This window comes from Streptomyces sp. NPDC041129 (assembly GCF_055592265.1).
Genome location: NZ_JBVIYV010000004.1, coordinates 234832 through 253983, shown reverse-complemented (window position 1 = coordinate 253983; position 19152 = coordinate 234832). Strand labels below are relative to the sequence as shown.

Here is a 19152-nt window from a genome sequence, read left to right as displayed (position 1 = left end):
ACGTTCGATGAACGCTCCCGGCAACCGCCTAGGCGGCTGCGAGTGGGGTGAGCAGGATCCGCACCTCGTCCGCTTCGGACGAAGCCGTCGCCTCGTAGATCCTCAGAGCGTCGAGCCAGCAGGCACGGGCCCGGTCCGGCTGACCGAGAGCCTCCAGTGCCTTGCCCAGAATGGTCAGGGCGTTGGCCCGCATCCAGTCGCCGCCGATGCAACCGATCGCCAGTGCCTGCTCGGCGTGCTGGGCCCCCTGAGCCGGACGGCGTGCTGCCAGATGTACCTGGGCGATGCGGAAATGCGTGGTCCCCTCCCAGAGGCGCTGACGGCTCTCCAGGAAGATGTGCAGCGCCTTCTCGAGCTGTTCCAGGGCGTCCGACAGCCTGCCGGCCTGCGTGAAGACGATTCCCGAGGCGTAACGCGCGTTGGCGAGGCGCACGGACATGCCGAGCTCGTCGTAGATCTTGATCCCGCGCTGGGCAAGCTCGATGGCCTGTGCGCCGCGGCCCATCGACGCGAGTGAGCGCGAGAGGTTGCAGACCGCGCTCGCCTCGCCGGGCTTGTTCTCATCGTTCTGGAAGGCCCTGATCGCCCTGAGGAGGTAGCCCTCCGCGTCGGCGTACAGGGACCGGCAGATGGCGATGATGCCCAGCTGGTTGGGGGCGGTGCTGCTGGCCCAGGGGTCGTTGGCGCTCTCGTTGAGCAGATCCGCCCTCTTGGCCTCCTGCTCCGCTTCCTCGAACCGGCCCGCCTGACTCAGGACTTGGGCCAAGGTGATGCGTGACCGCGTCTCGGCGTGCTGGTCTCCGGCAGCCGCGGCCGCATCGCACGCCGCGATGGCCGTCGTCTCGTACCGCCGGGATCCGGCCCCGGACTCCGCCAGATCTATGGTGGTCAGCAGGAGGTCGACGGCGCGACGCAGCGTCGCGGGCTTCAGCGACTGCTGGACGCACGCGAGGAGGGGCTCCGCTTCCGCGTGCAGCCAGTCCGTTGCCTCCGAGGCGTCGGAGAACCGCTGACCGTCGTACCGGGTCCGCTCGAGATGAGCGACGGTCCGATCCCCCGGCCGCTCCAGCGCGTAGACCCCCGCCGCCGTGGCCAGATAGAAGTCCAGCAACCGCGACATCGCCGCCTCCCGCTCACTCGGCGGCTGCTCGTCCCGTTCCGCGCAGGAGCGGGCGTACAGGCGGACCAGGTCGTGGAAGCGGTAGCGGCCGGGGGCCGCGGACTCCAGGAGCGAGGTGTCGACCAGGGACTCCAGCAGGTCCTCCGTGTCCTCCGGCGGGAGGTCCAGGACCGCTGCCGCCGCTGCCAGGGACATGTCGGGACCGTCGGCGAGGCCCAGCAGGCGGAACGCGCGGGCCTGGGCCGGCTCCAGCTGACCGTAGCCCAGCTCGAACGTGGCCTTGACCGCCAGGTCGCCCGCCTGGAGTTCGTCCAGCCGGCGCCGCTCGTCCGCGAGCTTGGCCGCGAGGACCGAGACCGTCCAGGTGCGGCGCGCCGCCAGGCGGGACGCGGCGATGCGGATCGCCAGGGGCAGGAAGCCGCACGCCGCGACCACGTCCAGCGCGGCCTCCCGCTCCGCCGCCACCCGCTCATCACCGACGATCTTCGTGAAGAGGGCCAGGGCCTCGTCGGGGGACATGACGTCCAGGTCCACCAGATGGGCACCGGCCAGGTCCACCATCCGCACCCGGGAGGTGACGAGCGCCGCGCAGCCCTCCGTGCCCGGCAGCAGGGGCCGCACCTGGGCCGCGTCCTTCGCGTTGTCCAGCAGGACCAGGACACGGCGGCCGTCGAGCACCGAGCGGTACAGGGCCGCCCGCTCCTCCAGGCTGTCCGGGATCGCCGAGTCCGCCGTGCCCAGGGCCCGCAGGAAGGAGCCCAGCACCGTCTCCGGCTCGGCTGAGCGCGGGCCGGCGCCCTGCAGGTCCACGTACAACTGGCCGTCCGGGAAGGCGGAACGCGCCCGGTGCGCCACATGCACCGCCAGCGTCGTCTTGCCCACGCCGCCGATCCCGGCCAGCGCCGAGACGGCCATCACCCGTCCCTCCGCCTCGGACGCCGACGCCAAGACCTCGCTCAACTCGTCCACGAAGGCCGCGCGGCCGGTGAAGTCGGGCACCGAAGCCGGGAGTTGCGCCGGCCGGACCGCCACCACGGCGGGCTCCGCGGCGGGGGCGGACGGCTCGGCCAGGGCCGGGTCCGCCTGGAGGATGCGCTGCTGGAGTTCCCGCAGGCCCGGGCGCGGTTCGACGCCCAGTTCCTCGTCGAGCAGCCGGCGGGTGTCCGCGTACACCGCGAGGGCCTCCGCCTGGCGGCCGCTGCGGTACAGCGCCAGCATCAGCAGCTCGCGCAGGCGTTCACGCAGCGGGTGCGCGGCCGTGAGGGCGGTCAGTTCCGAGACCGCCTCGGCGTGGCAGCCCTGCTCCAGGTCCATGTCCAGCCGGGACTCCAGGAGTTGCAGCCGCCACTCCTCCAGGCGTACCCGCTGCGCCTCCGCGTACGGCCCGGGGACACCGGCGAGCGGCTCGCCGTCCCACAGGGCCAGGGCGCGGCCCAGCGCCTCCCGCGCATGCCTCAGGTCCCCGCTGCCGCGCGCCTTGTCCGCCTCCGTCGCCAGCTCCTGCGCCACCGCCAGGTCCAGCGCGCCCTCACCGAGGCCCCGTACCGCGTAGCCGCCCGACTCGCTGACCAGGACGCCGGGGCCGAGGACCTTGCGGAGCCGGGAGGCGTACGTGCGCACCGCCGCCAGCGCCTGGGACGGTGGCTCGGTGCTCCAGAGCGCGTCGATGAGTTCCGCCGCCGTCGCGGTCCGGCCCTCGCGCAGCAGCAGGGCGGCCAGCAGGGCGCGCTGCTGGGGTGAGCCGGTGTTCAGCGGCTCCGTGCCGCGCCAGGCCCGCACCGGACCGAGCACGCCGAAGCGCGTCGCCTCCGGTTCCGCGACGGCCGCGGAGCCGGGACGCCGCTGCTCAGGCACTCGCGGCCCACCGTCCATGCGTCCGACCCCCTAGGACCCGTCATCCCGAACAACCCCGTCAGTTTGCCTTGTTCGGGGCGGTTGCGTCAGCAGCGGGAGACGCCGATCACAGACCGGTACACCTGGGTCCACATGGTCTGCACACGGTCTCCTCAGATGGAGGACCGGTCCCTTGGTTGACCGTGCGGCCGGGCGGTCACGCTCGGTCGTGCTCAGTCCGCCAGGTCCACCCGCACCGTCAGCAGATCCGTGCCGAACGCCCGTACCGCCGCGCTGTTGAATCGCGGCAGCGAGCGCAGGCGGACCACGGCGTCGTCGTCGGGCAGCAGATGGGCGGTGCCGTGGTGCCAGCGGCCGGCGACGCGGACGCGGACCCGCGGGTCGGCCTGGATGTTGCGCACGTACTGCGACTTGTAGCCGAACTCCGAGACGATCCAGAACGACCCGCCGACCCGGCGCCCGCCCACCGGCGTCCGCCGGGGCTCACCGCTCCTGCGGCCGGTGGTCTCCAGGAGGGTCTGGAAGGGCAGGCGCCGGTTGAGCGGATTGGCGAGATACCGCTGGAACCGGGTGACGACGCGCTGCTTGAGGTCCGTACGGTCTGACATGTCTTTGGATCTCCCGCTCTCTGCGGCCCGCGGGCCTCCGCACGGACGCTGTGCCGACCCCGTGCGAGCCCTGTGACACCTGGACTTTCCTACGACTGCCGCGTGTTAGCCTCCCCCGCGGTCATGAACCATCGCAACGGGGGAGCTTGATGGGCGCGTCTGCGGACGGCTACACGGTCAGGTCCGGCGTGTCCGGACAGGCGAAGGAACTGGACGGGGCGGGCGACGACACCGGGAGGATCCGCAAGGCGATCGCGCCCGGCCTCTGCTACACGGACGACGCCCTCGGCGGCCCCGACGCGGCCACGGCCTTCAACGCGTACGCCGCCGCCTGGGAGGCGGAGGCCCGCACCCTGGAGTCGGCGCTGCACGAGCTGGCGGACAAGGTCCGGCTCGCCAAGGGCGCCTACGACGGAAGCGACGCACTGGTGGACACCAGCGTCCGCAGCGTGCCCGCCACCGGCGGCCCCGTCACCACCCTGCCCGCCCGCACCGCCCGCCCGTCGGCGCTGTCGGGTTACTGAGGAGAGCGCGCACGATGACGACGGAGGACACCACCGACCGCCGCAAGCGGCTCGCCGGCCTGGTCAGGAGCATCTCCTCGGCCGGCAGCAAGAACGACCTGATCGACGCGATCGACGACGCCCTCGCGGTGGCGTCCCCGATGGGCGACCACGCGACGCTGGAGTCGCTGGCCAAGACCTACCGCGGTCAGGTCGAGAAGGCCACCGACGTGCGGGACCGCGTCGACAAGGTGGCCCGCAAGGGCCTGCCGGAGGTGTGGGTGGGCGAGACGAGCGTCCTCGCCTCCGACGTGGTGTCCGCCGCCTCGCGGGACGCCCAGCAGATGGCCGAGGCGTTCGAGGGCGGCGCCAAGGCGCTGCTGAGCCTCGCCGACTCCATCAAGGACGCGCAGGGCCAGGACCGTGACGGACGGACCAAGCTGCACTCGGCACGCACGATGCTCGGCGGCAAGGACGGCTTCTTCGACGACTGGCACGAGGACGACGAGGAGGAGAGTACCCGGCTGAAGGCCCGGTCGGTCGCCTCCGCCGGCGCCGGCCTGCTGCTCAAGGCCGCGGACGCCGCCGACGACGCCGCCCGCGCCGCTGCCCGCGACCTCAACAAATGGGCCTCGGAGGCACGGGCCGGGAAGCTGGAGACGAAGGGGCTGACGGCGGCGGACCGGCTGGCGCTGGCCGACACCGGCAACGTGGGCGGCGACCGAGAGCTGAACGAGATCCTCACGGCCAACGACCTCGAACGCTCCGGCCGCGCCATGGACCGGCTCCCGGCCGCCGACCGGGCCCGGATGGACCGGCTGCTGGCCGATGCCTCGACGCCGCAGGAGAAGGCGTACCTCATGAAGGCCCTGGCGGCCGGGTACTCCGTCGACGAGGTCGAGGAGTTCGGCGACAAGATCCACGGCAAGGACGCGGTGTGGCTGCGGGAGCACCTCGCACCGGTCACGACGGGCAACGGCCCGTCGGCCGAGGGCCAGGAGAACCAGGACTTCAACGGCAAGCTGTGGGACCAGGACGGCGAGACCTGTGTGCCCTCCTCCACGGTCACCGCGCGCGCCATCGTCGACCCCGTCTACGCCCTGGAGCTGACCGGCGGCCCCGACGGCACCGACGACGACCCGGATCACTTCCGTGAGCGCCTGACCGACGAGCAGCTGCGTCTGCACGAGGAGGGCGACGGAGACAACTCGGGCTGGCTGTGGGACCGCAAGCCGGCCGGCATGGACTCGGACGGGCAGGTGGAGATCTCCGAGAAGGAGCTCAGCCCGCACACCGGTGACCATTACGAGAGCCAGGACATGGGCGGCGAGGACGACCGGCGGGACGTGCTGCCCGACATCGAGCGGTCCGTCGCCGAGGGCAAGCCCGTGCCCATCAACATCGAGCGGTACGACGACAACGACGACTGGCACGGCCACAGCATGATGATCATCGGTCAGGAGGGGGACAAGCTCCAGATCTACAACCCCTGGGGCACCACCACCTGGGTCAGCGAGGAGGACTTCGTCAAGGGAGACCTCAGCGCCGCCGCGGACGACCGGTACTCGACCGCGCACAAGGGCAATGTCAACCGCGTCTACATCCAGCAGGACTGAGCAACCGTGAACATGCGCACCGCACTGACCCCTCTGGCCGCGGCCGGGATCCTCGTCCTGACCGGCTGCGGCTCCTCGGGGGGAGCCGACGAGTACGGCACGCAGAAGCGCGCCGTCACGGTGGACGCCGGGGACGAGTTCACCCTGAAGGTGCCGGCGAACCCCGCGCTCGGGCAGAACTGGTACCTGGCCGAACCTCGGCCGGACGGGCACGTGGTGAAGTACCGGGGCAAGCGGGAGGAGGAGGAGGGCGGCGGCGGCCTCATCGGCGGCGGCGACGGCACCCAGTTCTTCGACTTCACGGCACGTGAGCCCGGCAGGACCACGGTAAAGCTGCTGCACTGCCCCATGGGGAGCTGCCACAGCGGCACCGAGTCGGCGTACCCGTACCCGAGCGCGTCCGTCTCCGGTACCGCCTCGTCGAGCCCGTACCCGACGGCGACGGGCACCCCGGACGACAGGCCGGCGTTCTTCGTCTACACGATCACGGTCCGCTGACCCACTCGAGAACCGGAAGCGTCTGCCATGCCCTCCGCACCCCGCACCGACGACGAGGTCCTCGCCGCCACCGACGTGACCGTCCTGCTCCGCTACGGCCTCACCCAGGACGCCTTCCGGACCGCGCTGTTCGGTGACGGCGCCGTCGCGGCCGCCGTCACACTGGACCGGCTCGGCGTCGTGGCGCGCTCGGTGGCCTACGTCGCCGAGATCGTCCGCGCCGGCGGCCCGCGGCGCGCCGCGGAGCTGACCGAGCCGCTGCCGTCCCGGGAGGCCTCCGCGCTGCTGCTCGACTGGCTGGAGACGGCGGCGCAGGTCGCGGACACACCGGAGGGCGAGGAGCGCACCGCCCGCTGGCTGGACACGGTCGCCGAGATCATCGGCCTGCGCCGGGACACCCGTGCCCGGAGCGACAGGGCCTAGGGCCGGGCGGCTCACCCGGCGAGCCGCGCGGCCGCCTTCGCCTGGACGTGGGCGACGTAGCGGACGGTGAAGACCATCGGGACGGCGAAGCCGGCGATCTGGACGACGGTCGCGGGCGTCGAGTGCGCGTCCCCGGCGGGGGCCGGCAGGGCGAGTACGGCGGCGGTCAGGGCGAAGGCGGCGGTCCACACGGCCGTGATGACGACGTCGGTCCGGATGAACGGCCTCAGCCCCCAGACCTCGCGCGGCGTGGTCCGCTTGGCGATGCCCACCGTGAACGGCCGGCCGACTGCCGGCGGGATCCCGAGCGGCTGCGGCGACTGGCCGACTCCATCGACTGGGACCACGACAACCTGTCCGTCTACGGCCGCATCGCCCTGGAGTACGGCCTGCGCTTCAACGCGATGCGGCAGGAGTGGGCCGAGTGGGCGGCGGAGCAGATCAAGCAGTCCCGGGAAGCGAAGAGTTGGCGAACGCGTTCGGGGTGCGGGCGGCGGGCCCCGTGCGTTGATCACCCCGAACGTATGCTCAAGGGATGACGACTTCCGCGACCTCCGGAACCGGCCCCACCGAGAACTCCATGCGTCGCGCCCTCAAACGTGCCCGGGACGGCGTCGCCCTCGACGTCGCCGAGGCGGCGGTGCTGCTCCAGGCCCGCGGCGAGGCGCTCACCGGTCTCGCCGCGTCCGCCGCCCGGGTGCGTGACGCGGGCCTCGAGGCGGCCGGCCGTCCCGGCGTCATCACCTACTCGAAGAGCGTCTTCATCCCGCTCACCCGGCTGTGCCGCGACAAGTGCCACTACTGCACCTTCGTCACCGTCCCCGGCAAGCTGCGCCGCGCGGGCCACGGGATGTTCATGTCCCCCGACGAGGTGCTGGACATCGCCCGCAAGGGCGCCGCCCTCGGCTGCAAGGAAGCCCTCATCACCCTCGGCGACAAGCCCGAGGACCGCTGGCCCGAGGCGCGCGAGTGGCTGGACGCGCACGGCTACGACGACACCATCGCCTACGTACGGGCCGTCTCCATCCGCATCCTGGAGGAGACCGGCCTGCTGCCCCACCTCAACCCGGGCGTCATGACCTGGACGGACTTCCAGCGTCTGAAGCCCGTCGCCCCCTCGATGGGCATGATGCTGGAGACGACGGCCACCCGGCTCTGGTCCGAGCCCGGCAGCCCGCACTTCGGCTCCCCGGACAAGGAACCGGCCGTACGGCTCAGGGTGCTGGAGGACGCGGGGCGTTCCTCCGTCCCCTTCACCTCCGGCCTGCTGATCGGCATCGGCGAGACCTACGAGGAACGCGCCGAGTCCCTCTTCGCGCTGCGCAAGGTCTCCCGGGCCTACCACGGCGTCCAGGAACTGATCATCCAGAACTTCCGCGCCAAGCCGGACACGGCGATGCGGGGCATGCCGGACGCCGAACTCGACGAACTGGTCGCCACGGTGGCCGTGGCCCGGCACATCATGGGCCCCTCGGCCTGTCTGCAGGCCCCGCCCAACCTCGTCGACAGCGAGTACGAGCGGCTGATCGGCGCCGGCATCGACGACTGGGGCGGGGTCTCCCCGCTCACCATCGACCACGTCAACCCCGAACGCCCCTGGCCGCAGATCGAGGAACTCGCCGCCAAGTCCCGGGCCGCCGGCTTCCACTTGCGCGAACGCCTCTGCGTCTACCCGGAGTTCGTCCGCCGCGGCGAACCCTGGCTGGACCCGCGGCTGCGCCCGCACGTCGACGCGCTCGCCGACCCGGAGACCGGACTCGCGCGGCCGGACGCGGTGGTCGAGGGGCGCCCCTGGCAGGAACCGGAGGAGGCGTTCACCGCCACCGGCCGCACGGACCTGCACACCGCGATCGACAGCGAGGGCCGTACCGCCGACCGGCGCGCCGACTTCGACGAGGTGTACGGCGACTGGCAGGCGCTGCGCGAGGCGGCCGCCCCCGGCATGGCGCCGGAGCGCATCGACACCGACGTACGGCAGGCGCTGCGCACGGCGGCCGACGACCCGACCCGTCTGACCGACGCCGAGGCCCTGGCCCTGTTCCACGCGGACGGCCCGGCGCTGGACGCGCTGTGCCGGGTGGCCGACGACGTGCGCAGGTCGGCGGTGGGGGACGACGTCACGTACATCGTCACCCGCAACATCAACTTCACCAACGTCTGTTACACCGGCTGCCGCTTCTGCGCGTTCGCCCAGCGCCGCACCGACGCCGACGCCTACACGCTCTCCCTTGAGCAGGTCGCCGACCGCGCCCAGCAGGCGTGGGACGTGGGCGCGGTCGAGGTGTGCATGCAGGGCGGCATCCATCCGGACCTGCCGGGCACGGCCTACTTCGACATCGCGAAGGCGGTGAAGGAGCGCGTCCCCGGCATGCACGTCCACGCGTTCTCGCCGATGGAGGTGGTCAACGGCGCCACCCGGACGGGCATGCCGATCCGGGAGTGGCTGGCCGCCGCCAAGGAGGCGGGCCTTGACTCCATCCCCGGCACGGCGGCGGAGATCCTGGACGACGAGGTCCGCTGGGTGCTCACCAAGGGCAAGCTGCCCACGGCCACCTGGACCGAGGTGATCACGACCGCCCACGAGCTGGGCATCCGGTCCTCCTCGACGATGATGTACGGCCACGTGGACCAGCCCCGCCACTGGCTCGGCCACCTGCGCACCCTGGCCGGGATCCAGCGCGAGACGGGCGGCTTCACGGAGTTCGTCACCCTGCCCTTCATCCACACGAACGCGCCCGTGTACCTGGCGGGCATCGCCCGGCCCGGCCCCTCCACCCGCGACAACCGGGCGGTGACCGCGATGGCGCGGCTGCTGCTGCACCCCTGGATCCCCAACATCCAGACGAGCTGGGTGAAACTGGGCGCCGAAGGTGCCGCGGAGATGCTCCGCTCCGGCGCGAACGACCTGGGCGGCACGCTCATGGAGGAGACGATCTCCCGCATGGCGGGCTCGTCCTACGGCTCGTACAAGTCGGTCCGCGACCTGATCGCCGTGGCGGAGGCGGCCGGCCGCCCGGCGAAGCCGCGCACGACCCTGTACGGCGAGGTGTCCGAGGAGCGGCGGCGGGCGGCCGAGGCCTCCGACGGCCATCTGCCCGACCTGCTGCCGGTCCTGGACTGAGAGCGGACTGAGTACGATGATCCGACCCCGGTTCCGACAAGGGGATCCATAGCGGAGGAGATGCGTACCCGTGGCTGCCCGACTGCCCTCGTGGGTTTGGGTCTCCGGTCTGACGGTGGCGGCGACCGCCGCCGTCGTCGCCCTTGGCGTGCAGGCCGAGCACGGGCCGCATCCCACGGCGGCGGCGGCCCGGCCCAGCGCGTCGGCGTCGCCGCGCCCGCACGTGTCCGCGACCCCGAAGCCGTCGGCCCCGCCCGCCCTGCCCGACGGGTCCGGGTCGGGCCGCCGGATCGTCTACTCCGTCGGCGAGAAGCGGGTGTGGCTGGTCGACGCGACCGGCCACGCGGCCCGTACGTTCACGGTGTGGCCGGGCACGGTGAGCCCACAGCCCGGCCGCTACTCGGTCACCCTGCGCACCCAGTCCCTCAAGGGCTCGGACGGCGTCGAGATCGAGCACGTGATGTACTTCACCAAGGTGGAGGGCGTGAACATAGCCTTCTCCAACGCCCTCGACGGCTCCTCGCCCCCGCCGGCCGGCGGCCAGAAGCTGGGCGGCATACGCATGCACAAGCAGGACGGCGCCGCCCTGTGGTCCTTCGGGGATCTGGGCGCCAAGGTGACCGTCGTCAGCTAGCGCCGCTCCGCCGTCCGCCCGGCAGGAGGTTGACGATCAGCGCGACCCCGCTGAGCACGAGCACCCGGGTCGCCGCGTCCAGTCCGTTCCAGGTCTTCGACTGCCACATGGCGAACCACTCGCCGCCGATGGCGATGAACCCGGCGCCGAAGAGCAGCACGAGCATCAGCAGCCCGTAGGCGGAGAACCGCCGGGCCCGGTCGTGGTCCCGCCGCGCCCACAGGTACGTGCCCGCCATCAGCACCAGCGCCGCCACCGACTCCCAGGCGATGATCGCCACATAGGCGGTGTCCTGGAGGGCCGTGCTGGTGATCGCCCGCCACATCAGGTCGTCGTCCTTGAACGTCGTGTCCATCGCCAGCACATGCCGCACGAACTGCTGGTTGGTCCCGAAGTCGGTGATGTTCCCCAGTGCGACGAGCGCGATGTAGAGGGCGACGACGCCGGTGAGGACACCGGCTGCCAGGTGAGCACCGGTACCTGAGGTGCGCGTGGTGGGGGTGGCTGCTGTGGTGGGGGTGGTGGTCATGGCTGGATTCTCCCCGTCGCGAGACGAGTTCTCCCCTGCGCATCGCGCCAGAATCCCACCTGGTTCAGGCCGAGTTCACGCCCCTGGACCCGTCAGCGCGCCGGGGTCCGCGCGGCCCAACCGCTGGCTGCCGCCCCGGACGGGGTGGAAGCGCTCACAGCTGTACGGGAATGACCGGGCGGGACCGATTCGCCCCAGTGAACGGGTCGTCCCCGGTCGATTACAGTGCTGGGCGTCGTACGTACGGACGGTGCCGAGGAGGCCTGCATGGAGGCGACGTCCGGTGCCGTCTGGGGTCGCGCCGAGCAGCAGGACTTCCGCAGCCGGGTGCGCGGCGCCCTGCTCGGCGTGGCCGTCGGCGACGCGCTCGGCGGGCCCGCCGACGCCCTCGACCTCGACGAGATCCGTGCCGCGTACGGCGGAGAGGGCCTGCTCGACCTGGCCTTCGGGCACGGCCGGCGCGGCACGGTCACCCACCACACCCAGCTCACCCTCTTCACGGTGGACGGGCTGATACGGGCCCAGGTGCGCCGCGACACCGGCGCCTGGCACCCGCCGACCGATCTGCACCGGGCGTATCTGCGCTGGGCGGCCACCCAGCGGGACTGGGGACCGGACGAGCGCCGCAAGGACGACGGCTGGCTGGCCCGCGAGGAGTGGCTCTACGCCCGCCGGGACCCTACCCGGGCCCTGCTCCTGGGCCTCGGCGACGAGACCATGGGCACCCTCGAGACGCCGAAGAACCCCGGCGAGCTGGGCCCGGAGGCCGTCGCCCGCTCGGCGCCCTTCGGCCTCCTCGTCGGCTGGGAGCCCCAGCTCGTGGCGCAGCTCGCCGTGGAGTGCGCGGCCCAGACCCACGGGCACCCCATCGCCTACCTGTCGGCGGGCGCGTACGCCGTCATCGTGCACGGCCTCGCCCGCGGCGAGAGCCTGGACGCGGCCGTACAGCGGGCCCTCGCCCTGCTCGCCGCCCGCCCCGGCCACCAGCCCGTCGCCGACGCCCTCCAGCACGCGCTCGGCGCGGTACGGCAGGGCCTGCCCGGCCCGGGCCGGGTGGAGGAGCTGGCGGGCGACGGCACCGCCGACGGGCTGCTGGCCGCCGCCGTCTACTGCGCCCTGGTGGGGGAGGACGTACGCCACGGCCTGTGCCTGGCGGTCAACCAGAGCGGACCCTCGGCCGCGGCGGGCGCCCTGACCGGAGGCCTCCTCGGCGCCCTCCACGGCGAGACGGCCCTCCCGCCGGCCTGGCTCGCCGAGCTGGAGGGCCGCCCCACCGTCCTGGAACTGGCCGACGACTTCGCGATGGAGATGACCCAGGGCCCCGCCCTGCACGGGCCCGCCGGGTCCGCACCGGGCTGGCTGGCCCGCTACCCCCGGGCCTGAGCCGTCCCGGCGGCGCCTCTACGGCGCTCCCACCACGTCGTCCCCGGCACTCGCGGGCACCGGCACCGCCATCGCCGCGTCCCCGTCCGTGTTGACCTTCTCGATGACCGCCAGCCGCTCCGGGGTGTCCTCCGGCTTGAGGTAGCCGATCAGGATGTACAGCACCAGGGAGACCGCGAGCGGGATGGACACCTGGTACTGCAGCGGGACTCCGCCGTCGACCTTCCAGTTGATCGGGTAGTTCACCAGCCAGAAGGCCAGCAGGCCCGCCGCCCAGCTGGTGAGCGCCGCCGTCGGGCCGGAGCGGCGGAACGGGCGGAGCAGACCCAGCATCATCGGGATCGCGATCGGCCCCATCAGACCGGCGACCCACTTGATGACGACCGTGATGATGTCCTTGAAGGCGGGGGAGTTGACCTGGGTCGCGACCGCCATGGACAGGCCGAGGAAGACGACGGTCGTCACCCGGGCCGCGATCAGCCCCGACCGCTCGCCCCACGCCCGGGCCCGCGCCGACAGCACCGGCGCCACGTCCCGGGTGAACACGGCCGCGATCGCGTTGGCGTCGGAGGAGCACATGGCCATGGTGTGCGAGAAGAAGCCGACGATGACCAGGCCCAGCAGCCCGTGCGGCAGGAGCTGTTCGGTCATGAGGGCGTAGGAGTCGGAGCCGTCCGGCTTCTGCGCGTGGACCAGCAGCGGGGACATCCACATGGGGAAGAACAGCACCACAGGCCACACCAGCCAGAGTGCCGCCGACAGCCGCGCCGACCGCGCGGCCTCCCGCGCGCTGCCCGTCGCCATGTAGCGCTGGGCCTGGTTGAGCATGCCGCCGTTGTACTCGAAGAGCTTGATGAACAGGAAGGCGAGCAGGAACACCGTGCCGTAGGGGCCGACCAGCGGCTTGCCGTGGCCGTGCAGCGCGGGCTCGTCGAAGGCGCCGAAGAGGCTGATGTCCTTGTCGTGCAGCTTCAGCACGACCGCGACGAACATCGAGACGCCGGCGAGCAACTGGATGACGAACTGGCCGAGCTCGGTCAGCGCGTCCGCCCACAGGCCGCCGATCGTGCAGTAGACGGCGGTGATGGCGCCGGTGATGAGGATGCCCTGGTTCAGCGACACACCCGTGAACACCGACAGCAGGGTCGCGATGGCGGCCCACTTGGCGCCCACGTCCACGATCTTCAGCAGCATGCCCGACCAGGCGAGCGCCTGCTGGGTGGAGAGGTTGTAACGGTTCTTCAGGTACTCCAGCGGCGATGCCACGTGGAGCCGGGACCGCAGCCGGTTGATGCGCGGCGCGAACAGCCTGGCGCCGATGGCGATGCCGAGCGCGATCGGGAAGGACCAGGTGACGAAGGAGGTGACGCCGTAGGTGTAGGCGATGCCCGCGTACCCGGTGAACATCACCGCGCTGTAGCCCGACATGTGGTGCGAGATGCCGGAGAGCCACCAGGGCATCTTGCCGCCGGCCGTGAAGAAGTCGGAGACGTTGTCCACCCGTTTGTGCGACCAGACGCCGATCGCGACCATCACTCCGAAGTAACCGATCAGGACGGCCCAGTCGAGACCATTCATGTGTCCCCTTCCAGAGTTCGCGGGCCAGGGTCAGGCACGTGAACTCTGGTTTCGGAGGTGTACGCGCGGCAAGGAAGGGGAACGTCAAGAGAGAGTAAAATTGTTCGTTGTGATGATCGATGTTCATATTCATGAACGGAATGGAAATGGGGAGCCCCCCCGGCCGGGGGGCCTGGGGGGCTACTTGAGTTCGTCGGGGCAGGGAGTGCCGCGCGGCAGCTGGTACGGCGCGGCCAGGTGGTACGTCCCGGCCTTCGGCGCCAGCAGCACCGTCCACCGGTCGCCCTTCGCGTCCTCCGCCGTCTCCGTCAGACACCCGTTGACGTTCTCGTACGTCCTCGGCGTGCCCCCGTCCCGCTGCTTCGAGGCGTCCGTCTCCTGCGGCGGCTTCAGGCTCCTGCCCTCGGCGTCGACGATGCTCAGCCACGGCGAGTACGGGATCCGTATGAGGATCCGTCCGGGCTCGCGCACCTGAAGGGTCATCTCGCCCTGCTCGGCCCGGTCCACCACGGCGTTCGGCTCGGCGAGCGGCGCCGGGTCGGTCACCTTGAACAACTGCCAGTTGGCGTCGCCCCAGATCTGCCGCAGATACGGCATCCCGCGCCGCAGCAGCGTCCGCTCGCGCTCGCCGCCGCCGTTGCCGTCCGGGTTGTCCTTCGGCAGCACCACGAAGTGCACGGCCCACCGCTGGAGCCACTCGTGGTAGTTCGCCGAGTTGAGCGTGTCGTCGTAGAAGAGCGGGTTGCGCTCCATGTCCGCCTGCCGGTTCCAGCCGCGCGCCAGGTTGACGTACGGAGCGAGCGCGGAGGCCTCCCGGTGCGAGCGCGCCGGGACCACCTCGACGCGGCCCTTCTCGGCGCCGACGTTCTGCAACTGGTTGACCAGCGGGGCCAGCTCACGGGCCCAGGACGCGGCCGGGGTCGTGTGCACGATGTCGTCGACCGACTTGAAGCCGATCCAGCCGGCGAAGCCGAGGAACGCCAGGACGGTCACGTACCACTTGCGTGAGCGCGGCACGGTGTAGGGGAGTGCGGCGATCAGCGTCGCACCGGCGAACAGCATCGGCAGCCGGGAGATGTTCGAGCCGATCTGCGAGTTGATCAGCCACACCAGCACCACGCTCAGGCTGTAGACGCCCGCCGTCAGCCGGACGGTGATCCACTCCTTGGGTACCAGGAACAGGCACAGCAGCCCGTACAGCAGTGGCATCACCACGGAGCCGAACGTCATCGGCTGGGTGCCGGAGAACGGGAACAGCCACGCCGAGACGGCGACCACCGCCGACGGCGCGAGCCCCAGCGCCCACGCGCCGGGCCGCCGCTTCTGCAGGAACAGCGCGACCGCGACCAGGCCCACGAACAGCCCCGCGACCGGCGAGGACATCGTGGCGAGCGCGGCCAGCGGAGCGGCCACCAGTGCCTTGGCCCAGCGTTTGTAGCGCCACCGGTGAGGCCAGCAGAACACGGCGGCGACCGAGCCGAGCGCGAACATGGTGCCCAGCCCGAAGGTCACCCGCCCGGACACCGCGTTGCAGACGAACGCGAGGACCCCGGCGAGCGAGGCCCACAGCGGGTTCCGCACCACCCGGCTGCGCAGCAGGACCAGCGTCAGCAGGCCGGCGGAGACCGTCCCGGCGAGCATCATCGTGGTCCGGACGCCGAGCACCGACATCAGGTACGGCGACACCACGCTGTACGACACCGGGTGCATGCCGCCGTACCAGGCCAGGTTGTACGCCGAGTCCGGGTGCCGGCCGACGAACTCCGCCCAGGCGTCCTGGGCCGCGAGGTCGCCACCGCTGTTCGCGAACGTGAAGAACCAGATGATGTGCAGGGCGCCCGAGAGGACGGTCACGGACAGCACGGGGTGCCGCAGGAACCGCTGCCGGAGGGGCTCGACGGCGAGGCGCAGCCGGATGAGCGGCAGGCTCCGCCGCGCCGGGGCAGGGCCACCCGCGCGGTCGCCGTGGTGCCGGGCAACGCGGTCGTCGTGACGGCTGTCCGCGTGACCGGTGTGATGACCGTCCGTGTCAGTCGCGGACGGGCGTATTCGCCGGCCGGATCCCGGGTCCGGATCGGCGTCGTCGGAGCGTGTCCGCTCGGTTGTGGCCACCTGAAGGCACTCCCCGTGTCCCGTCTTCTGTTCTCGGCCGTGTCCCTCTTGTTCCCGGCCGTTTCCCGTTCAGTTCGCGGTCTCGTTCCCCGACCGTCGGCCTGCCCCGTTTCGTGACGCTAGCACGCACCCCGCCGAGGGGCTCCGTCGACGGGGTGCGTGCCAGGTCGGGCCAGGGGCCGGCTCAGCCGAGGCGGGTCAGCTTGGCCGTGAAGCCGGGCTCGGCCAGGTCCTTCTGCAGGGCCACCGGCACCTTCACCGCCCCGGCACCGCCGTCACCCACGGTGAGCGTGCCGACCTTGGTACCGGCCTTCGCGGTGTGCGGTACGACGTCGGAGGCGAAGGACAGCTTCACCTTCAGGCCCGACCAGCCGGCCGCGGCGACGTCCTTCGTGGCCACCACCGGCGTACGGCCGCCGAGCCCGTCGTCCACGTACCCGACGACGTCGCCCTTCTTCAGCACCGTCGCCGACTTCAGCGCGCCCTGGGCGGAGCGGATCAGCTTGTCGGCCGCGTCCAGCGCCCCGCTGAGGATGGTGTTGTCCGAGCCGCCGGCGGGCTGGCGGACCACGGCGCCGACGATGGTCCGCGTCTCACCGCCGACCTCCTGCTTGGCCGCGAAGACCAGGTTGCCGAGGGCGGAGGTGGTGGTACCGGTCTTGATGCCGACGACGTTGTTGTGGCCGACCAGGTGGTTCCAGTTGGAGTGGTTGACGCCCTTGTAGTCGTCGTACGACATCATCGCCGCGACCTCGCGGAACGCGGGCTCCTCCATCGCGGCCTTGGCCAGCTTCACCTGGTCCACGGCCGTGCTCACCGTCGAGTTCGTCAGACCCGAGGGGTCGGTGTACGTGGTGTCGGTCATGCCGAGGCCCTTGGCGGTGGAGTTCATCTTCGCCACGAACTCCTTCTCCGAGCCGACGTCCCAGCGTGCGAGCAGCCGGGCCACGTTGTTCGCGGACGCGATGAGAATGCTCTCCAGGGCCTCGCGCTGGGAGATGCTGTCGCCGGCCGTGACGTCGACCGTGGACTCCTGGCCCGCCTTCGACTGGTCCTGGGCCGCCTGATCGATCTTGATCTTCGGGCCGTCGGCGCCGCTCTTCAGCGGGTGGTCGCGCAGGATGATGTAGGCCGTCATGACCTTGGCGACGCTCGCGATCGGCACGGGCTTCTGGGTGCCCGAGGAACCGAACGTGCCGATGCCCTGGACGTCCAGAGCGGCCTGGCCCTGGGCCGGCCACGGGATGTCCGTCCGGGCGCCGTCGAAGGTGTAGGAGTCCTTCGCGGTGAGGTCCAGCGTGGGCTGGGGGAGCGGGCGCATCGCCTGTACGACCGCGAAGACGATCGCCAGCAGGATGACCAGCGGCGTCCAGATCTTGACCCGGCGGACCAGCGTGCGGACCGGGGTCTCCGGCGGCGGGGGCGTGTTCGTCAGCTCCGCCAGCAGGTCCAGCGGGGGCTTGGGCGGCAGGGGCTGCTGGGTGGTGCGCTCGGGGCCGACCTGCGGGATGGCGCTGGTGGGCGCGGTCAGCTCGGAGTCGCGCAGCGGAACGAACTTGCTGGCGCGCTCCGCTTCGGGGGCGGGGGGCTTGGCCCCGGCCTTGGGTTCGGTCCTGGCGCTGCTCTCGCCCTTGGGTTCGGGCTTCGGCCTGGCCGTGCCGAGCTTGAGCATGGTGGTGGGCTGGTCGACCGCGGGCTTCTTCGGGCGTACGGCCTTGAAGGCGGTGGTGGGCTGATCGACGCCCTTCGCCTGGGCTTCGCCCTCGGCGGCCGAGGTCTTCTTGCCCGCACCACCCGTGCGGCCCTCGTCGTCGGCCGCCGCAGGCCCCTGCGGGGCGTCCTCGCCGTCGGCGTCCTTCGACTCGCCGGCCTCCGCCGCGCCCTTCGCCGCCCTGGCGGCAGCCGCCGCGGCCTTCGCACCGGCGACCTTGGCGGCCTTCGCGTCGGTGACCTTGGCGGCCTTCGCGTCGGTGGCCGCGGCAGCCTTCGCCCCGGTGTCGCCGTCCGCGTCCGCGGGAGCCGTGCCCGGGCCCTTGGCGGCCTTCCCGGCGTCGTCGGTGTCGGCCTTCGTGTCGGAGCCCGCTTCGCCCTTCCGGCCCGCGTCGGCGTTCGCCGAAGCCGTGTCGGCGCCGGTGGCGGCCTTCCCGGCGTCGTCGGTGTCCTCCTTCGCGTCGGAGCCCGCTTCGCCCTTCCGGCCCGCGTCGGCGTTCGCCGAAGCCGTGTCGGCGCCGGTGGCGGCCTTCCCGTCGTGGGCGTCCGCCTTCGCGTCCGAGCCTGCCCCGGCCTTCCGGGCGGCGTCGCGGCCCGTGCCGGTGCCCCTGGCTGCCGCGTCGGTGGCCGTCTTCGGGTCCGAGCCCGCGCTCACCTTCGTGTCGGCGGCGTCGTCCGCCCGCGCGTCGGTGGCGTTCTCGTCCGAGTCCGCATCGGCCTTCGTGTCGGCTTCGGTGCCGGTCTTGCCGGACGTCGAGCCCGAACCCGCGGCCGCCTCGGCCCCCGCGCCGGTCCCGGACTTCGTCTCCGCGGCCGCGTCGGCCTTCGCGTCCGCGCCGGAGTCCGCCTCGGCGTCCCTCGTGGCCGACGCCGAGTCCTCGGCGGTGCCCTCGTCCGCGTCAGGCCCCGCCTCGGTCTCCGTGTCCTCGTCCGCCGGCGAGGCGTCCTCGCCCTTCGCGGTCGCGGTGTCCTCCGAGCCGGACTCCGTCTCCGGGTTCTTGGCCGAACGGATCCAGGCCGAGACCGCCTCGCGGAGGTCGGAGTCCTGGTCCTCCTCCGGCGTCCGGGACTCGGACTCCTCCGAGGCGTCGGCGGTCTTCACGTCCCGCACCGAAAGGATCTTCGTCGCCGTGTCGACGGCTCCCGAGGAATCCTTTTCTCGGGACACCGCAAGACGCGGATCGCGCGCCTCGGGAACCGAACCCGCGCTCCCCGACGTCGGTTCCGCCGACGACTCGCGCTGCTTCGACCTGTCGGGGGACTCGCCCGCCACCGATGCCTCCTCCATGCGCCGCACGCACACTCGCGCGCCCTGTCCGAACCATGTACCAGTGTCCTGTGTGAGGACTTGGCCCCTGCGGTAGACGAGAACGACATACCTGCCGGTTCCCTTACGAACCGGTCACGCACCCTCGACAGACCAATGTGAGAGGGGTCACCCTGTCATTCATCCACGCGGGGAG

At 71.9% G+C, this 19152-nt stretch carries 15 protein-coding genes; 8 read left to right on the top strand and 7 right to left on the bottom strand.

Annotation, left to right across the window (positions count from 1 at the left end; genetic code table 11):
- Window positions 1-28: 28 nt before the first annotated feature.
- Both afsR and ACZ6B1_RS16755 read right to left on the bottom strand, forming a co-directional pair.
- Window positions 29-2992, bottom strand: a complete 2964-nt coding sequence (gene afsR, locus ACZ6B1_RS16760; protein ID WP_468778996.1) for an SARP-family global regulator AfsR — start codon at window positions 2990-2992, stop codon at window positions 29-31.
- A gap of 194 nt (window positions 2993-3186) precedes the next feature.
- Window positions 3187-3582, bottom strand: coding sequence for a nitroreductase/quinone reductase family protein (locus ACZ6B1_RS16755; protein ID WP_468778994.1), 396 nt, complete (start codon window positions 3580-3582; stop codon window positions 3187-3189).
- Between the two features lie 149 nt (window positions 3583-3731).
- Here ACZ6B1_RS16755 and ACZ6B1_RS16750 point away from each other — a divergent pair, with 149 nt between their 5' ends.
- Genes ACZ6B1_RS16750 through ACZ6B1_RS16735 form a run of 4 tightly spaced genes read left to right on the top strand, consistent with a single transcriptional unit; the run spans window position 3732 to window position 6622 of the window.
- Window positions 3732-4106: a hypothetical protein gene (locus tag ACZ6B1_RS16750; RefSeq protein ID WP_468778992.1), complete on the top strand. Its 375-nt coding sequence runs from the start codon at window positions 3732-3734 to the stop codon at window positions 4104-4106.
- 14 nt (window positions 4107-4120) lie between these two features.
- Entirely contained in the window at window positions 4121-5701 is a 1581-nt protein-coding gene (locus ACZ6B1_RS16745; protein ID WP_468778990.1) for a peptidoglycan-binding protein, read from the top strand.
- A 12-nt stretch (window positions 5702-5713) separates the two neighbouring features.
- Window positions 5714-6199, top strand: a complete 486-nt coding sequence (locus ACZ6B1_RS16740) for a protease inhibitor I42 family protein (RefSeq protein WP_468779396.1) — start codon at window positions 5714-5716, stop codon at window positions 6197-6199.
- 27 nt (window positions 6200-6226) lie between these two features.
- Window positions 6227-6622, top strand: a complete 396-nt coding sequence (locus ACZ6B1_RS16735; protein WP_468778987.1) for a hypothetical protein — start codon at window positions 6227-6229, stop codon at window positions 6620-6622.
- Window positions 6623-6633: 11 nt separating this feature from the next.
- On the opposite strand, the gene ACZ6B1_RS16730 is transcribed toward ACZ6B1_RS16735, so the two are convergent.
- Complete coding sequence (locus ACZ6B1_RS16730; RefSeq protein ID WP_468779412.1) at window positions 6634-6969, bottom strand: hypothetical protein; 336 nt, start codon at window positions 6967-6969, stop codon at window positions 6634-6636.
- On the opposite strand from ACZ6B1_RS16730, the gene ACZ6B1_RS16725 reads away from it, so the two are divergent.
- The 3 genes from ACZ6B1_RS16725 to ACZ6B1_RS16715 all read left to right on the top strand — a co-directional run bounded on the left by ACZ6B1_RS16725 (window position 6934) and on the right by ACZ6B1_RS16715 (window position 10377).
- Window positions 6934-7161 carry a hypothetical protein gene (locus ACZ6B1_RS16725; protein WP_468779394.1) on the top strand — a complete coding sequence of 76 codons (228 nt, stop codon included), beginning with the start codon at window positions 6934-6936 and terminating at the stop codon, window positions 7159-7161. The two genes, ACZ6B1_RS16730 and ACZ6B1_RS16725, sit on opposite strands and share 36 nt — an antisense overlap.
- Window positions 7158-9743, top strand: a complete 2586-nt coding sequence (locus tag ACZ6B1_RS16720) for a bifunctional FO biosynthesis protein CofGH (RefSeq protein ID WP_468778985.1) — start codon at window positions 7158-7160, stop codon at window positions 9741-9743. The genes ACZ6B1_RS16725 and ACZ6B1_RS16720 overlap by 4 nt, the downstream gene beginning before the upstream one ends.
- A 70-nt stretch (window positions 9744-9813) precedes the next feature.
- The gene (locus ACZ6B1_RS16715) at window positions 9814-10377 is read left to right on the top strand and encodes a hypothetical protein (RefSeq protein ID WP_468778983.1); all 564 of its coding nucleotides are present in this window, start codon (window positions 9814-9816) and stop codon (window positions 10375-10377) included.
- Here ACZ6B1_RS16715 and ACZ6B1_RS16710 read toward each other — a convergent pair.
- Window positions 10370-10906, bottom strand: a complete 537-nt coding sequence (locus tag ACZ6B1_RS16710; protein ID WP_468778981.1) for a DUF2165 domain-containing protein — start codon at window positions 10904-10906, stop codon at window positions 10370-10372. The genes ACZ6B1_RS16715 and ACZ6B1_RS16710 overlap by 8 nt on opposite strands.
- A 267-nt stretch (window positions 10907-11173) precedes the next feature.
- Here ACZ6B1_RS16710 and ACZ6B1_RS16705 point away from each other — a divergent pair, with 267 nt between their 5' ends.
- Window positions 11174-12289: an ADP-ribosylglycohydrolase family protein gene (locus tag ACZ6B1_RS16705; protein WP_468778979.1), complete on the top strand. Its 1116-nt coding sequence runs from the start codon at window positions 11174-11176 to the stop codon at window positions 12287-12289.
- 18 nt (window positions 12290-12307) lie between these two features.
- On the opposite strand, the gene ACZ6B1_RS16700 is transcribed toward ACZ6B1_RS16705, so the two are convergent.
- From ACZ6B1_RS16700 to ACZ6B1_RS16690, 3 genes are all read right to left on the bottom strand, one after another.
- Window positions 12308-13867 carry a sodium:solute symporter family protein gene (locus ACZ6B1_RS16700; protein ID WP_468778977.1) on the bottom strand — a complete coding sequence of 520 codons (1560 nt, stop codon included), beginning with the start codon at window positions 13865-13867 and terminating at the stop codon, window positions 12308-12310.
- Window positions 13868-14047: 180 nt separating this feature from the next.
- Complete coding sequence (locus ACZ6B1_RS16695) at window positions 14048-15979, bottom strand: MFS transporter (protein WP_468778975.1); 1932 nt, start codon at window positions 15977-15979, stop codon at window positions 14048-14050.
- Between the two features lie 184 nt (window positions 15980-16163).
- Entirely contained in the window at window positions 16164-18977 is a 2814-nt protein-coding gene (locus tag ACZ6B1_RS16690; RefSeq protein WP_468778972.1) for a D-alanyl-D-alanine carboxypeptidase, read from the bottom strand.
- Window positions 18978-19152: the final 175 nt, after the last annotated feature.